This is a genomic window from Pseudonocardia zijingensis, from assembly GCF_042657305.1.
In the GTDB taxonomy this organism is placed as follows: Bacteria; Actinomycetota; Actinomycetes; order Mycobacteriales; family Pseudonocardiaceae; genus Pseudonocardia; species Pseudonocardia zijingensis.
Genome location: NZ_JBHSKO010000022.1, coordinates 74,784 through 90,041 on the forward strand (window position 1 = coordinate 74,784; position 15,258 = coordinate 90,041).

The following is a 15,258-nucleotide window of genomic DNA, read 5'->3' on the forward strand; positions in this document are numbered from 1 at the left end:
CGCTCAGTCCCCGGCGATCGCCTGTCCGAGGCGCAGCTCGTGCAGGCGCTGCGCGTCGCTCGCGATGCGATGCAGCGAGCACGGCCATCGCTCCCCGGAGCCGCTGGCGGTGCGGCAGGACGTGCAGCGCCCCAGCCGGTCGGGCACGTGGGCGGCGAGCAGCCGGCGCCACACCTCCGGCATGCCTGCCATGACGTCGGCGATGCCGCCGGCCGGCTCTGGTTGCGTCACACCCGGTCCAACACGCGCCGCGGCGACGAGCAATTCCACCCTCGGCGTCCGGTCGCCGAACGGCGGAAATCGCACGATCGACCGTGCGTGACGCGCGCCATAGCCCGGAAGTCGACCGATCGTCGGACAGCAGGGCCCGCCTGGCGCGAACGGATGATCACAGCGTGTACTCGCCGTCGGGCGAGGCCGCCCCCGCCGCGTGCAACTCGGCCTCGCGCCCGCGCAGCTCCACGCGGCGGATCTTCCCGGAGATCGTCTTCGGCAGCGCCGCGAACTCCAGGCGCCGGATCCGCTTGTACGGCGCGAGATTGTCGCGCGCGAACTCGAGGATCGAGCGCGCGGTCTCCTCCGTGGGCTCGTGGCCCCCGGCGAGCACGACGTAGGCCTTGGGCACGGCGAGGCGCACCGGGTCCGGCGAGGGCACCACGGCCGCCTCGGCCACCGCGGGGTGCTCGATGAGGACGCTCTCCAGCTCGAACGGGCTGATCCGGTAGTCCGAGGCCTTGAACACGTCGTCGGAGCGGCCGACGTAGGTGATGTAGCCGTCCGCGTCGCGCGTGCCGACGTCGCCGGTGTGGTAGTAGCCGCCCGCCATCGCCTCGGCGTTGCGTTCCGGGTCGCCCCGGTAGCCGACCATCAGCCCGAGCGGGCGGTCGGACAGGTCGATGCAGATCTCGCCCTCGTCACCGGGGTCGCCGGTGACGGGGTCGAGCAGCGCGATCGGGTAGCCGGGGATCGGGCGGCCCATGGAGCCGGGCTTGACGGGCTGCCCGGGCGGGTTGCCGATCTGGAGGGTGGTCTCGGTCTGCCCGAAACCGTCGCGGATCCGGATGCCCCAGGCTTTCTCGACCTGCTCGATCACCTCGGGGTTGAGCGGCTCACCCGCCCCGACAACCTTGGTGGGCGGGTTCGGCAGCTTCGACAGGTCGGCCTGGATCAGCATGCGCCACACGGTGGGCGGGGCGCAGAAGCTCGTGACGCCGCACCGGTCCAGCACCCCGAGGACGGACTCGGCGTCGAACCGCGCGTAGTTCATCACCAGCACGCACGCCTCGGCGATCCACGGCGCGAAGACGTTGCTCCAGGCGTGCTTCGCCCAGCCCGGCGAGGAGATGTTCAGGTGCACGTCGCCGGGCTGCAGCCCGATCCAGTACACCGTGGACAGGTGACCCACCGGGTAGGACGCGTGGGTGTGCTCCACGAGCTTCGGCTTGGCCGTGGTGCCCGAGGTGAAGTACAGCAGGAGCGTGTCGCTGCCGCGCGTGACGCCGTCGGGCGTGAACTGCGTGGACGCCGCCGCGGTGTCGGCGTAGTCGAGCCAGCCCTCCGGCGCGCCCCGCACGGCGATGCGCGTGTAGTCGCCCTCGACGTCGTCGAACTTGCCGGCGTCGGCGCCACCCACCACGACGTGCTTGGCGGCGCCGCGGTCGAGCCGGTCGCGCAGGTCGGCTGCGGTGAGCAGCGTGGTGGCCGGGATCACCACCGCGCCCAGCTTCATGGCGGCGAGCAGGGTCTCCCACAGCTCCACCTGGTTGCCGAGCATGAGGATGATCCGGTCGCCGCGCGCGACGCCGTGGTCGCGCAGCCAGTTGGCCACCTGGTTCGAGCGGTCGGCCAGCTCGCGGAACGTCCAGAAGGCCTCGCTGCCGTCCTGCTCGACGATCCAGAGCGCCCGGGCCGCCCCGCGCTCCGGGTCGGCGGCGACGGCGTCGAAGTGGTCGAGCGCCCAGTTGAACTCGTCGATCTCGGGCCAGCGGAAGTCACGGTACGCCGTGTCGTAGTCCTCGCGGTGCGCCACGAGGAACTCGCGGGCTGCGTAGAAGTTCTCTGCGGACCGGTTCATGACCTCACCTCGATGTCGCCGCGCTGCCGCCCCGACCCTAATGATCCGGGGCGCCCGTGCTCACCCCCGAACGGACAGTTGCCCTGCCGGATCCCCCGGACGCGCCGGTTGCTGCGCCGACCGGCCAGGCCGCAGCCGCCCTACCGTGACACCGTGTTCCCGACCGGCCGGCGTACCCCCCTTCCCCGCGTCGCCGGCGGGATCGCCACGGCCGTGCTGCTCAGCGTCCTGGCGGCGGGGTGCACGTCCGACACGGCGCCCGGCGCGCACGCGCCCGCCCGCACCGACCTGGCCCCCGGCGCCACCACGACACCGACCGCCGCTCCCGACTCCGCGCAGGTGGAGCTGCCCTGGCCCGCACCCGACGCGGCGGCCGCCGCCGCCCTGCAGGCCGAGGTGGACCGGGGCTCCCAGCCGTGGCTGCTCGACCCCTCCGAGGTCGCCATCTCCTACGCGGCCGCGGCCCACGACTGGCCCGACGCCGAGGCCTACCCCGGCCCGGACGGCACCAGCGTGGACGTCCGCAACGCCGACGGCGAACGGATCACCCTCACCCTCGCCCAGCCCGCCCGGAAAGGCGGCGACGGGATCTGGGTGGTGACGGCGGAGCACCGCTGAAGTTCGATCACTCCGCCGTCGCAACGGGGGTTCACGCTGCGTGCCGGTATGGGCACGCGCTCGCTTGTTCGGGTGAAGTCTCCCCCGGACTGTCGCGTTCCTGAGGCATGCTGCGATGCAGAGGGTGACGCCGCTGCACGAGCGGGCGGCCCTGGCGCCCTGGGGGGCGAAAGGCGATGAGTGTGCTGTCGAGTGGATCGAGCCTGCGCGACGCGCCGGCGGAGCGCAGCGAGGACGGACGATGAACAAGGATCTGGTCCAGCAGGACATGTTCACGGTGCTGCACGGCCAGCCGGCACCCGTGGTCACGCGCTGGAGCTACAGCGCCTACGACCCGTTCGCGGTGTCGCTGGCGGTGCGCACCCGGCAGGACCGCTGGGTCGAGTGGCTCATCGGGCGCGAGCTCGTGATCTCGGCGCTCGAGGAGCCCACCGGTGAGGGCGACGTGCGGATGCGCCCGCTCACCGTGCAGGGATACGACATCGTCGAGATCGAGATCCGCTCCCACGACGGGCGCGCCGTGCTCGAGGTCGACCACGAACTGCTGCGGTCCTTCGTGGAATCCACCCTCGAGCTGGTCCCGGTCGGCACGGAGGCCGAACGCATGGACCTCGACGGCGAGATCGCCCGGATCACCCGCAGCTGCGCCGAATAGGGCGCGGCTCGAGCGGAACATCCGTACGCACCTATCGGACGAAGGTGCCGCTCGTCCAGCTGCAGCGGTGGGTGGCTCCACAGCCTCCGGTCCCAGCAAGATCACGGATTCGGCGCGAAAACGGGCGGAAACAACCCGGGAACGCGCCGACTCCGCGATCAAGGCGACATGGTCCCGCACGGAGATCAACTAACGACCATTTTCCCTTGGTCGACATCTCCCGGCCCGCGAGCAGCACCACACCGCTGCCACACCTACCGCCGTGTGCGGCTCGCGCGGATCACCACAGCTCCCGCTTGTACGAACGGCACATCCGTACGCACCTAACGGACGAAGGTGCCGTTCGTACCGGTGGAGTGGTGGCTAGCCCCAGGCCTCCGGCCCCGCGTCCTGCCTTCCGTCGGCTCCCGCCGCCGCTCCCCCGGCGTCCGGACTGCGGTCGACGCGGGCGGCGTCGGGCCCGCCACCCGGCTCGTCGGGGAGCACGGGCAGGCCGGGGTCGAAGACGTCGCCGTCTGCGGCCACGTCGCGCGCGGCCTGCTCCTGGGCCCGCTCGGCCTCCGGGTCGGAGTTCACGGCGTCCTCCGGTGCGGGGTCGTCCAGCTCGGGTGCTCCGGCCACGGACGGCTCGGTCACCCCGGGCGCCGCCGGGTCGTCGGTGACGTGCAGGGCGGCCTCCTCCCCGGACGCGCCGTGCTCGGCCCCGACGGCGAGGCCGTCCATCGCGTCCGGGGCCTCCAGCGCGGCTCCCCCGTCGGCGATCACGATGCGGCCGGGCTGCTCCTCGTCGCGGTCACGCTGCGCCATGGCGACGTGCACCTCCGTTCTCGCTCGGCTGTCGACTCGGTGCGCTGTCGGGGGCCGCGTACCCGTGGCCCCGGCCGGCCACACCCGGCGCGGTCGCCGGCTCCGGCACCCTGCGGGTCCCGACGCGCACGCCGCCGCGCGCCCGGCCGCCCGCGTCGCGTGCGATGCCCAGACAGGTCTCGACCCACATGTTGAGCTGCATCTCCTTCGCCAGCCGCAGCTTCGTGTAGAGCAGGTGCGACAGCCGGTCCCCGGAGCGGGCCCAGGACTCGATCTCGAACACCAGCTCGCCGTCCTCGGTGCGGCAGCGGAACTCGATCTGGCCGGCCTCCAGGTGCCCGGGCAGGGTCGCCAGCCGCAGCGAGTCCTCCTCCCGGCCGATCACGCGCACCGGGCCGTTCCACGGGCCGGGCATCCGGATGAGGAACTCGTCGCCGACGCCGGTCTCCTCGCCCGCCCCGTCGACCTTCTCGAACACCGCGACCTCGCTGGGCGCGCCGCAGTTGGGGTCGTGGGCGAAGCGCGCGATCACCTCGTCCGGCGTGGCGGACGCGCCGGTGATCCGCACCGTGTAGCGGCGGCGCAGCAGCGGGCCCACGCCGGCCTCGTCGCGCTGGAGGCCCTCGGCGACGTCCGCGGGCAGCGGTGGCGGGCGGTCCTGTTCCGTGCCGTCGGTCTCGCTGCGGTGCACGGCGGTAACGCGCCACAAGTAGCGCCACATGACCAGCGCCATACCCAGCGGCCACCGCGCGAGGAGCACGGGTACGCGCAGCGGACCGTCCGGGAGGCCGTGGGACCAAGGGGATAGCGACACGTCGTGCGGGGTACCCGCCGAGCATGGTCATGAACGCAGCCGTGCTGCGCCGATTCTCGCTGGTCGCCCGAGCCGCGTCGATGGCCTCGATCGGGCTGTGCATCGGGCTGTGGCTGCGTGCCAAGACCGTGGACCAGGAGGAGCGGGGCAACGCCGAACGCCGCGCGCTGTTCGTCGGGCTGTGGCCACCGACGCTGTGGCTGATCGGGGACACCGCCGCCGACACCGCCCGGCGAGGCGCCGAGCGGTGAGCCGCCGCGACCTCGGCACCACCGTCGCGGCCCTGCGTGACCTGCCGATCAACTACTGCGAGGAGAATGCGCCACCTGCGGTCACCGCGGGGTGGCACCGCGACCGCCGCGTGCTGGAACTGGGCGCCGAGGCACCGGGCGAACCGGAGCCGGACGGCGTCTTCCGGACGGCGCAGGCGCTGGTGAACCACTACGAGTTCAGCGACCCGGCGATCCTGCGCGCGGCCTTCCGGCACCCCGCTGACCTGGTGGGCCGCGACATGCTGCTCGAGGCCCGGTTCCTCGTGCTGCGGTTCCTGATGGGGGTGCGGATCACCGCCGAGCACGACGAGATCCGCACCGGCCCGGACGGGCCCGAACGCGTGATCGGCTGGTCCTACGAGACGTTGCGGGGCCACCTCGAGCAGGGCCGGCTGACCTACGAGCTGGCCAAGTCGCTGGAGACGGGCCGGGTTCGGTTCCGGATCGAGGCGTACTCGCGGCGCGCCCCGATCCCGAACCCGATCCTCCGGCTGGGGTTCCGGTTGTTCGGCAGGCGCACGCAGCTGCGGTTCTACCGGCAGGCGCAGGCGCGGCTGAACCGCCTGCTGCAGTCCCCGCCCGGGCCGCCGCGGCCCGGGCCGGACGGCCTGGTGCGGGCCCCGAGCGGGGTGGAACCGGGCCGCTTCGAGTCGTTCACCCTGCGGATCGCCCACCCGGGCGCGTGACGGGCACCCGCACCGACAGCCCGTCGGCGGACAGCCTGCCGTGACGCTCGGCGTCCTCGAGCATCGCGGTCCACCGCTTCGACCAATCCGCAGAGGTGGGGCGCAGCACGGCGAGCGACCGGAGGCGGGCCACGTCGAGCAGCGCGGTGCCGTCGTCGGCGAGCTCCCCGGTGTCGGTGGTGGCGAGGGCCTTGCGCAGCGCCTCGTCGTCGAGCTCGGTCTCCAGGTGCAGATCGCCGAGGTCGTCGGGGTTCTGCACGACGGCACCGGCCGCCGTCAGTTGCACGATCACCGCACCGATCCTGCCCCATCCCGCACCCGGCGCGCCCGCATGGCGCCGGTCCTGGCGGGCACCCCTGGTCCATGACCGACCGACCGCACGGCATCGCACCGGACCAGCTCACCGACGACGACCTGCGCCGCGAGGTGGCCCACCTGCACGAGACCCGGCACGACACGCTGCTCGGGGGCAGCGAGTCGGCCCTCCAGGCGCACACCGAGCGGATGCTGGCGCTGGAGCAGGAGTTCCTGCGCCGGTTCCCCGACGCGGGTGCCCCCGACCCGCGCCGCACCCGGGCGGGCAGCCGGGAGGAGGCCGGCCAGCCGGTGCCCGGGCGCGACCTGGACGACTCCCCCGTCAGGCGGTGAGCTCGACGGGCCGCGGGTTCCACCGCAGGTTGTGCCAGGTGCGGAACGGGCCGGGGCGGTTGGTGATCACCCCGTCGACGCCGGCGACGCCCGCGGCCCCCCACTCGTCGGGCTCGTCGAGCGTCCACGGGTAGACGCTGTACCCGGCCTCACGCAGCTGCGTGGCCAGTCCGGGCATCTCGATGGGCAGCTGGCCGATCGGGTTGCAGCCGGCCGCCCCGAGCTCCTCCAGGCGGTCCTGCAGCCCGTGGAGGTGCTCGGGGCGGTGGACGAGCAGCGCCCGCGGCAGGTCGGGGGCCACGTCGCGGGCCGCCTCCACCGTCTCGGTCTCGAAGCCCTGCAGGATGGTGCGCCCGGCCATCCCGTGGTGGCGCAGGGTGGCCACCGGCCCGGCCATCTGGCCCGCGGTCCAGCTGCCCTTGAACTCGACGAGCCACCCGACGTCCGGGTGGGCGGCACCCCACTCGGCGACCTCGTCGAACGTCGGCACCCTGGCGCCGGCGAACCCGGCGGCGAACCAGCTGCCCGCGTCGGCGATCCCGAGCGTGGTGGAGCTGGTCAGGGCCACCTCGGCGTCCAGGCCGGTGGTGCGCAGCGCCGAGCGGTCGTGCATGATCACCGGCACGCCGTCGGACGCGATCCGCACGTCGATCTCGATGAGGTCGCTGCCCGCCGCGACGGCGGCGTCGAAGGCCGGGATGGTGTTCTCGGGGGCCGACGAGGAGTCGCCCCGGTGCGCGATGGTGCGGATGCGTCCCGGCTCCGGGCGCAGGGATTCGGGGAGCCGGTCGCTCGGCCTAGATGTACCGGGCAACGTTCTGCTCGTACGAGGTCTGGATCTCCGCGGCCGCCGCGGAGAAGGCGGTGGCCGGGTTCTCGTTCTGCAACATGATCCGTTCGATGGCGGTGGTGAGGTACTGGTCGCCCGACGGTACGAACGCGCGGGCCCAGTCCTGCACGCGGGTGGTGGCGAGCTGGTCGACGGCGGTGCGGGCCTGCGGGGTCTCGGCGAACACGGCCTGCATGTCCGGGCTGTCGACCGCCGAGGTGCGGACCGGCATGTAGCCGGTGCCCGCCGAGAAGTTCGCCGTCTGCTCGGGCTCGGTGAGGAACTTGAGGAACATGCCGGCCGCGAGCTGCTGCTCGGGCGACTTGGCCGCCGCGATCGCCATCCCGGTGCCGCCGGTGGGGCAGCCGGGCCCGGCCGGGCCCTTCGGCAGGAAGCCGGTGCCGACCTCGAACTGCGCCTGCTGCAGGATGCCGCGCAGCGAGCCGGTGGAGGCCATCGTGCACGCGGTGACGCCGGCCGAGAAGTCGGCGACGTACCCGTCGTCGCCACCAGCGGACACGGCCGCGAACTTCTTGTCGTTGACCATGGCGCGCAGGTACTCCCCCGCGTCGAGGGTCTCCGGCTTGTCGAGGGTCAGCGTCCACTCCTGGGAGTACGCCCCTCCGCGGCCCCACATGAGGTTGCAGAACCACCACGCCGTCCAGGACGTTCCCGGGCCCAGCCCCAGCGGCGGCTTGCCGACGATCCCCGCGAGCGCGGGCGCCCACTGCTCGAACTCGTCCCACGTCTCCGGGGCCCGGTCGGGCAGTCCGGCGCGCTGCCAGACGTCTCGGTTGTAGTAGAAGAGCGGAGTGGACCGGGCGTAGGGCAGCGCCCAGTGCTGCCCGTCGAACGCGTAGTCGTCGTAGAGCGTGCGGTTGTAGTCGCCGGTGTCGATCTGCAGGTGCTGCGCCAGGCCCTCGAGCGGGATGATCTGGCCGTTGATCATGTAGCGGAACCACCAGACGTCGCTGGCGCCCACCAGGTCGGGGGTGTTGTCGGTGCCTGCGGCCGCCTGGAACCGCTGGGCGACCTCGTCGTAGTTCTTGCCCGCCGTGACCAGGTTGACCGTGATCCCCGGGTTCTGCTCCTGGAACCGGCGGATGTACTCCTTCTCCAGCTCGATCGAGGTGCCCGGGTGGTTGCTCCACCAGGTGATCTGCGAGGCGGGCTGCACCCCCGACCAGTCGATGTCGGCCTGCGCCGCGCCGCCCGACTCGGAGAGGCTCGGCCCGCCGCACGCCGCGAGCGCGGCCGAGCCGCCCAGCAGGGCACCGAGGCGCAGCAATGCGCGCCGGGAGAGATCGGGTGTGGTCATGTGCAGCCTCTCTGGAAGCGGTTCAGCCGGTGACGGCGCCGGTGACCAGGCCGTCGACGATCCGGCGCTGGAGGAGGAAGAAGACGGCGAGCACGGGCACGGTGACCAGGACGGTGCCTGCCATGATCACGCCCCAGTCCGGGACGCCGTCGAAGTTCATCAGCAGGGTGAGCCCCACCGGGAGCGTCATCATCTCGGGCCGGTCGATCACCAGGAGCGGCCAGAGGTAGTCGTTCCACTCGGTGACGATCGAGACCAGCCCGACCGCGGCGATCGTGGGGCCGGAGAGCGGCACGACGAACCCCCACAGCCGCCGCCAGTGCCCCGCGCCGTCGATCTGCGCGGCCTCGAGGATCGAGCGGGGCAGGGTGAGGAAGTGCTGCCGGAACAGGAACGTGCCGAACGCGCTCGCGAGGCCCGGCAGGATCAGCCCCTGGTAGGTGTTGAGCCAGCCCAGCTGGGCCACCAGCGCGTAGTTGGGGATGAGCACGATCTGCTGCGGCACGAGCAGCGCGCACACCACCACGTAGAAGAAGAACCTGCGGAACGGGATGTCGACGAACACCAGCGCGTACGCGGTCATCAGGCCGAGCGTCATCTTCAGGCCCGCGCCGACCGCGGTGACGATCGCGCTGTTGACGAAGAACGAGCCGAACGGCACCGTCTGCGTGGCCGTGACGTAGTTGGTGGCGGCGAGCGAGTCGGGCAGCCACTGGATCGGCAGCTGGTACAGCTCGTCGAGGCCCTTGAAGCTGGCGAGCGCCATCCACACCAGCGGCAGGATCATCACGGCCACCGCGAACGCCATCGTGAGGTAGCCGCCGACGGCCGGCCGCGGGCGCCGCGCGGGCGCGTGCTCCACGGTCATGCGTAGTGCACCTTCCGCTCCACGAACCGCAGCTGCGCCAGCGTGATGACGAACAGCACCAGGAACAGGATCGTGGCGATCGCCGACGAATAGCCGGCCCGCCCGTTCGCGAATCCCTCGCGGTAGATCGCGTACATCATCGTGGTGGTCCCCTCGAGCGGGCCGCCGTCCGTCATCGCGCGGATGATGTCGAAGGACTGCAACGACGTCAGCAATGTGGTGATGCCGAGGAAGAACGTGGTGGGCCCGAGCAGCGGGAGCACCACGGAAACGAACGACCGCACCGGCGAGGCACCGTCGAGCGAGGCCGCTTCCAGCAGATCCCGGGGCACCGCCTGCAATCCCGCGAGATAGATGAGCGCCACGTAGCCGACGTTCTTCCACAGGTAGACGATGATGACCATCACCAGCGCCCACTGCGGGTCGGTGTACCACGCGGGCGACGCGATGCCGAGGCCGCCCAGAAGGGCCGACAGCACGCCGAAGTTCGGGTCGAACACGAACAGCCACAGCAGCCCGACCGCCACGCCGGACAGGACGTACGGGGCCACGACGATCGTGCGCGCCGCGCCCCGGAAACGCAGTTTGCGGTTCAGCAGCACCGCGAGCAGCAGGCCGAGCACCATCCCGCCGCCCACCGTGGCGAGGGTGAAGATCGCGGTGACGGCGAGCAGCCGCGGGGTGCCCGGGGCGGCGAAGAAGTCGGCGTAGTTGGCCAGGCCCACCGGTACCGCCGACGGCGAGCCGAGGTTCCACTGCAACGTGGAGAGGAAGAAGGACTGCAGCAGCGGCCGATAGGTGAACACCACGAGCAATGCGATGTTCGGGCCGGCGAGAACGGCGAAGATCAGCCAGTTCCGCAGCTGGTTGCGACGCCGGGAGCGGGGCCGGGAACCCGGTTCCCGGTGCGTTCCGGCCCGCCGGGCGGATGCGTCCGGCGGGGTGGTTGCGGTGGCCATGGCCGCGAGGGGTCCTCCGTTTGTCGGTGCGCGCACACACTAAGCCGCCGGCGCGGCCGTATCGAGGGTGCCGCCGCCGGCGTGCGAATTGCACGGGAGGATGTCAGCTGCTGTTCACGCGCGGTTCCCCCGATCCCTGCGCAGTTCATCCGGTTGTCACGAGAAAGACAGCCGGAGATCTGGATCACGGACCTTACAGGGCGGCGCCCACCCTCGCTACCGCCGAGATCGCGAGATCCCCCAGCTCCTCGGCGCGCCCGGCGTCGAACCGCTGCTGCGGCGCCGAGACGGCCAGCGCACCCACCGGCCGGCCCGCCGCGTCGAGGACGGCGGCCCCCACCGCGCCCACCCCGGCCCGCCAGCTCCCCCGCGCCACGGCGTAGCCGCGCTCGCGCACCGCGCGCAGCTCCGCCAGCAGCTCGTCCGGGTCGGTGATCGTCTCGACGGAGAAGCGCTCCAGCTCGCGCCCGACCAGCTCGAGGGCCTCTGCCTCGGGGAGCCGGGACAGCACCGCCCGGCCGCTGCAGCTCGCGTGCAGCGGCACGGCCGTGCCCAGCCGCACCCAGGTGCGCACCGGCTCCGGGCTGTCCACCCGGTCGATGACGACGAGCGCGCCCGGCGCCGCCTCGGCGGAGGATGCGTGCTCGGGTCCGAAGCCGATGAGGTGGATCGTCTCGCGCGTCGCGTCCCGCAGCTCCTGCATCACCGCGCGCGCGGCCTCGCGCAGGCCGCGCTCGGCCGAGCCGCGCAGGCCCACGCTCAGGGCCCGCCCGGTGAGGGCCCAGCGCTGCGCGTCCCCCGGGGACGGGGTGATCCAGCCCGCCTCGCGCAGGCTGACCAGGCAGCGCTGCACCGAGCTCTTGGGGATGCCGGTGGAGCGGGCGATCGCCGACACACCGACCGGCTGCAGCTCGGACACCGCCTCCAGCACGCGCAGCGCCGTGCGGACCACCCGCATCCCGGACGCCGGGGTGGCCGCCGCTTCCGCGCAACTCATCAGATGTCCCCCTTGACACGTCGGAACGCCGTCACCGATGGTGGCACAGGTTTTGGACCGGAGGACGGAACGTGTGCCGTGTGGCGGCACAGAGTGGAGCGCAGATGCCCGTCGGACGGACGTTGCTGTTCGTCCCCGGCGACCGGCCCGACCGGATCGCCCGGGCGATCGCCACGGACGCCGACGCGGTGGCGGTCGACCTGGAGGACGCGGTCGCACCCGCCGCGAAGCCCGTCGCCCGCACGTCCGCGGTGACCGCGGTACACGCCGCTGAGCCACGGGCGAACCTCTTCCTACGCGTCAACGCCCTCTCCGACCCGGAGTTCGCAGCCGACCTCGCGGTGGCGCAGGACCTCCTGCCCCGCCTCACCGGTGTGCTGCTGCCGAAGGCCGAGACCCCCGAGGACGTCCGACGTCTGGACGACCTGCTCGGCGGCGCCGCGGCCCTGCTCCCGATCGTCGAGACCTCGCGCGGCGTGCTCGCCGCCCCCGCGATCGCCGCCGCGAGCCCGCGCGTGGCCACGCTGCTGTTCGGCACGCTCGACCTCGCCGCCGACCTCGGCGTCACCCCCACCGTCGGGGGGCGGGAGCTGCTGCACGCCCGGTCGCAGGTGGTGCTCGCGACGGCCGCGGCGGGGCTGCCCGGCCCGCTCGACGGCCCGCACGCCGCCCTCGACGACACCGACGGCCTGGTGCGCGCGAGCACGCTGGCCCGCGAGCTCGGCTTCAGCGGCAAGGTGGTGCTGCACCCGCGCCAGCTCGCTCCCGTACGGGAGGCCTTCGCGCCCACCGAGGCCGAACTCACCCGTGCCCGCGAGGTGCTCGACGCCGCCCGGGAGGCGGGCACCGGAGCGTTCCGGTTGCCCGACGGCACGTTCGTCGACGCGCCCGTGGTGCGCCGGGCCGCCGCCCTGCTGGGGGTCGAGGCGTGACCGGGCTCCCACTGGAGGGGGTGACCGTCGTCGGGCTGGAGCAGGCCGTCGCGGCCCCGTTCGCCACCCGCCAGCTCGCCGACCTCGGCGCCCGCGTGATCAAGGTCGAGCGCCCGGACGGCGGTGACTTCGCCCGCGGCTACGACACGGTCGTCGACGGCCAGTCGAGCGCGTTCGTCTGGCTCAACCGGGGCAAGGAGTCGGTGCAGCTCGACCTGGCCGACCCGGACGGCTTCGCCACGCTGCAGCGCCTGCTGGCCCGCGCGGACGTGCTGGTGGCCAACCTCTCCCCCGCCACGCTCGAGCGGCGCGGGCTCACCGCCGACGCCCTCGCGCCGCGGCACCCGCACCTGATCACGTGCGTCGTGAGCGGCTACCCGCCGGGCGGGCCGTCGGAGCGGAAGAAGGCCTACGACGCGCTCGTGCAGGCCGAGGCCGGGCTGATGTCGCTCACCGGGCACCCCGACGCCCCGGCGAAGGTGGGCATCTCGATCGCCGACATCGCGGCGGGCTGCTACGCCTACAGCGGGGTGCTCGCCGCGCTGCGCCACCGCGAGCGCACCGGCGAGGCCCTGCCCGTGCACGTGTCGCTCTTCGGCGCGCTCACCGAGTGGATGGCCTACCCGCTCTACTACACCGCCCACTCCGGGGTGGCGCCCGTGCCGATGGGCACCGCGCACCCCACGATCGCTCCCTACGGGGCCGTCACCGCGGCCGACGGGCGGTCGGTGATGATCGCCGTGCAGAACGAGCGGGAGTGGCCCCGCCTGGCCGCCGACGTGCTCGAGGACCCGCAGCTCGCCGCCGATCCGCGGTTCGCGTCGAACTCGCTGCGCGTGGCGCATCGCGCCGAGCTGGACGCCGCGCTCGCCGCCGCGTGCGGCCGGTTCCCCGCCGACGTCCTGACGCAGCGGCTCGACGCCGCCGGCATCGCCTGGAGCAGGCTGACGGCGCTGGCCGATCTCGAACGGCACCCGGAGCTCGCGCCCGCGGCGCGCTGGCTCACCACCGCGACCCCCGCGGGCGAGGTGCGCACGCTGCGCCCGCCCGGCGCCCCGGGCGACCGGGTGGCGGACGCGGGCGCCGTGCCCGCGCTGGGCGCCCACACCGCCGCCGTGCTGGCCGAGCTGGAGGAGGAGTCATGACCGTCCACACCGGGTGGCAGGGCCGGTTCTACGAGGACTTCGTGGTGGGCGACGTCTACGAGCACCCGCTCGGGCGCACCGTCACCACCACCGACAACATCTGGTTCACGCTGCTCACCCAGAACACCGCGCCGCTGCACTTCGACCACGAGTACGCCGCGCGCACCGAGTTCGGGAAACCGCTGGTCAACTCGACCTTCACGCTCGCGCTGGTGGCCGGGCAGAGCGTCTCCGACGTGTCCCAGAACGTCTTCGCCAACCTCGGGTGGGGCGAGATCACGCTGCCGAACCCGGTGTTCGAGGGCGACACGATCCGCTCCCGCTCCACCGTCGAGGCCGTGCGGGAGTCGAAGTCGCGGCCCGGGCTCGGTGTCGTGAGCGTGCGCACGACGGGCCTCAAGCAGACCGGCGAGGTCGTCATCGAGTTCACGCGCACGCTGCTGGTCTACAAGCGCGGGCACGGCCCGCGCGCGGAGGGTTCATGAACGACAGGGCCGAACTGCGCAAGGACCTGCGCGGCCTGATCGACCGCATCTGCGCCGACTACCCCGACGCCTACTGGCGCGAGGTGGACGAGGCGCGCCGTTACCCCGAGGAGTTCGTCGACGCGCTCACCGGCACCGGCTGCCTCGGCGCCCTCGTGCCCGAGGAGTACGGCGGGCTCGGGCTGGGCCTCGGCGACGCGTCGGTGCTGCTGGAGGGCATCAACGCCAACGGGGGCAACGCGGGGCCGGTACACGCCCAGCTCTACACGATGGGCTCGGTGCTGCGGCACGGCAGCGAGGAGCAGAAGCGCCGCTACCTGCCGGGCATCGCGTCGGGCGAGCTGCGGCTGCAGGCGTTCGGCGTGACCGAGCCGACGGCGGGCACCGACACCACGTCCATCCGCACCACCGCGCGGCGCACCGACGACGGCTACGTCGTCAACGGGCAGAAGGTGTTCATCTCCCGTGTGCAGCACTCCGACCTGATGCTGCTGCTGGCGCGCACCACGCCGCGCGAGGAGGTGACGCGCAAGTCCGAGGGGCTGTCGCTGTTCCTGCTCGACCTGCGCGAGGTCGAGGGCGTCGAGCTGCGGCCGCTGCGCACGATGGTCAACCACGAGACCAACGAGGTCTTCCTCTCCGACGTGCGCATCCCCGCCGACGCGCTCATCGGCGAGGAGGGCAAGGGCTTCCGCTACGTGCTCGACGGGATGAACGCCGAGCGCATCCTCATCGCCTCCGAGTGCATCGGCGACGGCCGCTGGTTCGTGGAGCGGGCGTCGCGGTACGCGAGCGAGCGCGAGGTGTTCGGGCGTCCGATCGGGAAGAACCAGGGCGTGCAGTTCCCGATCGCGCGCGCCCACGTGCACGTGGAGGCGGCCGACCTGATGCGCTGGAAGGCTGCCGACCTGTTCGATGCCGGGCAGCCCTGCGGCGCCGAGGCCAACATGGCCAAGATGCTCGCCGCCGACGCCTCGTGGGAGGCCGCCGACGTGGCGCTGCAGACCCACGGCGGCTACGGCTTCACCGCCGAGTACGACATCGAGCGCAAGTTCCGGGAGACGAGGCTGTACCAGGTGGCCCCCATCTCCACCAACCTGATCCTTTCCTACGTGGGCGAGCACGTCCTCGGGATGCCGAGATCGTTCTAA

The 15,258-nt window shown here is 72.8% G+C and carries 19 protein-coding genes; 9 read left to right on the plus strand and 10 right to left on the minus strand.

Annotation, left to right across the window (positions count from 1 at the left end):
* Positions 1-3: 3 nt before the first annotated feature.
* Together ACFPL3_RS31675 and ACFPL3_RS31680 are read right to left on the minus strand one after the other, a co-directional pair.
* Positions 4-231 (minus strand): hypothetical protein, encoded by a 228-nt coding sequence (locus tag ACFPL3_RS31675; RefSeq protein ID WP_343946361.1) that lies wholly within the window; start codon positions 229-231, stop codon positions 4-6.
* Between the two features lie 157 nt (positions 232-388).
* Positions 389-2,074 carry an AMP-binding protein gene (locus ACFPL3_RS31680; RefSeq protein ID WP_343946360.1) on the minus strand — a complete coding sequence of 562 codons (1,686 nt, stop codon included), beginning with the start codon at positions 2,072-2,074 and terminating at the stop codon, positions 389-391.
* A 153-nt stretch (positions 2,075-2,227) separates the two neighbouring features.
* Here ACFPL3_RS31680 and ACFPL3_RS31685 point away from each other — a divergent pair, with 153 nt between their 5' ends.
* Both ACFPL3_RS31685 and ACFPL3_RS31690 read left to right on the plus strand, forming a co-directional pair.
* Complete coding sequence (locus tag ACFPL3_RS31685) at positions 2,228-2,692, plus strand: hypothetical protein (RefSeq protein WP_343946359.1); 465 nt, start codon at positions 2,228-2,230, stop codon at positions 2,690-2,692.
* A gap of 241 nt (positions 2,693-2,933) precedes the next feature.
* Complete coding sequence (locus ACFPL3_RS31690; RefSeq protein WP_343946358.1) at positions 2,934-3,347, plus strand: SsgA family sporulation/cell division regulator; 414 nt, start codon at positions 2,934-2,936, stop codon at positions 3,345-3,347.
* A 363-nt stretch (positions 3,348-3,710) separates the two neighbouring features.
* Here the strand turns inward: ACFPL3_RS31690 and ACFPL3_RS31695 are convergent, their stop codons facing one another.
* The gene (locus ACFPL3_RS31695) at positions 3,711-4,154 is read right to left on the minus strand and encodes a hypothetical protein (RefSeq protein WP_343946357.1); all 444 of its coding nucleotides are present in this window, start codon (positions 4,152-4,154) and stop codon (positions 3,711-3,713) included.
* Positions 4,141-4,968: a DUF1990 family protein gene (locus ACFPL3_RS31700; protein WP_343946356.1), complete on the minus strand. Its 828-nt coding sequence runs from the start codon at positions 4,966-4,968 to the stop codon at positions 4,141-4,143. The genes ACFPL3_RS31695 and ACFPL3_RS31700 overlap by 14 nt, the downstream gene beginning before the upstream one ends.
* Positions 4,969-4,991: 23 nt before the next feature.
* Between ACFPL3_RS31700 and ACFPL3_RS31705 the strand changes: the two genes are divergently transcribed.
* Together ACFPL3_RS31705 and ACFPL3_RS31710 are read left to right on the plus strand one after the other, a co-directional pair.
* Positions 4,992-5,219 carry a hypothetical protein gene (locus tag ACFPL3_RS31705; protein ID WP_343946355.1) on the plus strand — a complete coding sequence of 76 codons (228 nt, stop codon included), beginning with the start codon at positions 4,992-4,994 and terminating at the stop codon, positions 5,217-5,219.
* Entirely contained in the window at positions 5,216-5,926 is a 711-nt protein-coding gene (locus tag ACFPL3_RS31710) for a DUF1990 family protein (RefSeq protein WP_343946354.1), read from the plus strand. Before ACFPL3_RS31705 ends, ACFPL3_RS31710 begins: the two co-directional genes overlap by 4 nt.
* Here ACFPL3_RS31710 and ACFPL3_RS31715 read toward each other — a convergent pair.
* Positions 5,895-6,218, minus strand: coding sequence for a hypothetical protein (locus tag ACFPL3_RS31715; protein WP_343946353.1), 324 nt, complete (start codon positions 6,216-6,218; stop codon positions 5,895-5,897). The two genes, ACFPL3_RS31710 and ACFPL3_RS31715, sit on opposite strands and share 32 nt — an antisense overlap.
* Positions 6,219-6,289: 71 nt before the next feature.
* On the opposite strand from ACFPL3_RS31715, the gene ACFPL3_RS31720 reads away from it, so the two are divergent.
* A complete protein-coding gene (locus ACFPL3_RS31720) occupies positions 6,290-6,574 on the plus strand; it encodes a DUF6158 family protein (RefSeq protein WP_343946352.1) in 285 nt (94 codons plus the stop codon).
* On the opposite strand, the gene ACFPL3_RS31725 is transcribed toward ACFPL3_RS31720, so the two are convergent.
* From ACFPL3_RS31725 to ACFPL3_RS31745, 5 genes are all read right to left on the minus strand, one after another.
* Positions 6,564-7,388, minus strand: a complete 825-nt coding sequence (locus tag ACFPL3_RS31725) for a glycerophosphodiester phosphodiesterase (RefSeq protein WP_343946351.1) — start codon at positions 7,386-7,388, stop codon at positions 6,564-6,566. The genes ACFPL3_RS31720 and ACFPL3_RS31725 overlap by 11 nt on opposite strands.
* Positions 7,372-8,721 carry an ABC transporter substrate-binding protein gene (locus tag ACFPL3_RS31730; RefSeq protein ID WP_343946350.1) on the minus strand — a complete coding sequence of 450 codons (1,350 nt, stop codon included), beginning with the start codon at positions 8,719-8,721 and terminating at the stop codon, positions 7,372-7,374. Before ACFPL3_RS31730 ends, ACFPL3_RS31725 begins: the two co-directional genes overlap by 17 nt.
* Positions 8,722-8,743: 22 nt before the next feature.
* Positions 8,744-9,589, minus strand: a complete 846-nt coding sequence (locus tag ACFPL3_RS31735) for a carbohydrate ABC transporter permease (RefSeq protein ID WP_343946349.1) — start codon at positions 9,587-9,589, stop codon at positions 8,744-8,746.
* Entirely contained in the window at positions 9,586-10,548 is a 963-nt protein-coding gene (locus tag ACFPL3_RS31740; RefSeq protein ID WP_343946348.1) for a carbohydrate ABC transporter permease, read from the minus strand. The genes ACFPL3_RS31735 and ACFPL3_RS31740 overlap by 4 nt, the downstream gene beginning before the upstream one ends.
* A gap of 193 nt (positions 10,549-10,741) precedes the next feature.
* On the minus strand, positions 10,742-11,545 hold the full coding sequence (locus ACFPL3_RS31745) for an IclR family transcriptional regulator (RefSeq protein ID WP_343946347.1): 804 nt from the start codon (positions 11,543-11,545) through the stop codon (positions 10,742-10,744).
* Positions 11,546-11,649: 104 nt separating this feature from the next.
* Between ACFPL3_RS31745 and ACFPL3_RS31750 the strand changes: the two genes are divergently transcribed.
* The 4 genes from ACFPL3_RS31750 to ACFPL3_RS31765 are packed head-to-tail and all read left to right on the plus strand — an operon-like array spanning position 11,650 to position 15,258.
* Positions 11,650-12,477 carry an HpcH/HpaI aldolase/citrate lyase family protein gene (locus ACFPL3_RS31750; protein WP_343946346.1) on the plus strand — a complete coding sequence of 276 codons (828 nt, stop codon included), beginning with the start codon at positions 11,650-11,652 and terminating at the stop codon, positions 12,475-12,477.
* Positions 12,474-13,622: a CaiB/BaiF CoA transferase family protein gene (locus ACFPL3_RS31755; protein WP_343946345.1), complete on the plus strand. Its 1,149-nt coding sequence runs from the start codon at positions 12,474-12,476 to the stop codon at positions 13,620-13,622. The genes ACFPL3_RS31750 and ACFPL3_RS31755 overlap by 4 nt, the downstream gene beginning before the upstream one ends.
* Positions 13,619-14,107: a MaoC family dehydratase gene (locus ACFPL3_RS31760; RefSeq protein ID WP_343946344.1), complete on the plus strand. Its 489-nt coding sequence runs from the start codon at positions 13,619-13,621 to the stop codon at positions 14,105-14,107. Before ACFPL3_RS31755 ends, ACFPL3_RS31760 begins: the two co-directional genes overlap by 4 nt.
* Positions 14,104-15,258, plus strand: coding sequence for an acyl-CoA dehydrogenase family protein (locus ACFPL3_RS31765; RefSeq protein ID WP_343946343.1), 1,155 nt, complete (start codon positions 14,104-14,106; stop codon positions 15,256-15,258). The genes ACFPL3_RS31760 and ACFPL3_RS31765 overlap by 4 nt, the downstream gene beginning before the upstream one ends.

What these genes read in the sequence shown, in the direction of transcription:
- ACFPL3_RS31680 (WP_343946360.1), bottom strand. Translation starts at nt 2,074, where the DNA reads ATGAACCGGTCCGCAGAGAACTTCTACGCAGCCCGCGAGTTCCTCGTG.
- ACFPL3_RS31690 (WP_343946358.1), top strand. Translation starts at nt 2,934, where the DNA reads ATGAACAAGGATCTGGTCCAGCAGGACATGTTCACGGTGCTGCACGGC.
- ACFPL3_RS31695 (WP_343946357.1), bottom strand. Translation starts at nt 4,154, where the DNA reads ATGGCGCAGCGTGACCGCGACGAGGAGCAGCCCGGCCGCATCGTGATC.
- ACFPL3_RS31705 (WP_343946355.1), top strand. Translation starts at nt 4,992, where the DNA reads ATGGTCATGAACGCAGCCGTGCTGCGCCGATTCTCGCTGGTCGCCCGA.
- ACFPL3_RS31720 (WP_343946352.1), top strand. Translation starts at nt 6,290, where the DNA reads ATGACCGACCGACCGCACGGCATCGCACCGGACCAGCTCACCGACGAC.
- ACFPL3_RS31730 (WP_343946350.1), bottom strand. Translation starts at nt 8,721, where the DNA reads ATGACCACACCCGATCTCTCCCGGCGCGCATTGCTGCGCCTCGGTGCC.
- ACFPL3_RS31735 (WP_343946349.1), bottom strand. Translation starts at nt 9,589, where the DNA reads ATGACCGTGGAGCACGCGCCCGCGCGGCGCCCGCGGCCGGCCGTCGGC.
- ACFPL3_RS31740 (WP_343946348.1), bottom strand. Translation starts at nt 10,548, where the DNA reads ATGGCCACCGCAACCACCCCGCCGGACGCATCCGCCCGGCGGGCCGGA.
- ACFPL3_RS31745 (WP_343946347.1), bottom strand. Translation starts at nt 11,545, where the DNA reads ATGAGTTGCGCGGAAGCGGCGGCCACCCCGGCGTCCGGGATGCGGGTG.
- ACFPL3_RS31750 (WP_343946346.1), top strand. Translation starts at nt 11,650, where the DNA reads ATGCCCGTCGGACGGACGTTGCTGTTCGTCCCCGGCGACCGGCCCGAC.
- ACFPL3_RS31760 (WP_343946344.1), top strand. Translation starts at nt 13,619, where the DNA reads ATGACCGTCCACACCGGGTGGCAGGGCCGGTTCTACGAGGACTTCGTG.
- ACFPL3_RS31765 (WP_343946343.1), top strand. Translation starts at nt 14,104, where the DNA reads ATGAACGACAGGGCCGAACTGCGCAAGGACCTGCGCGGCCTGATCGAC.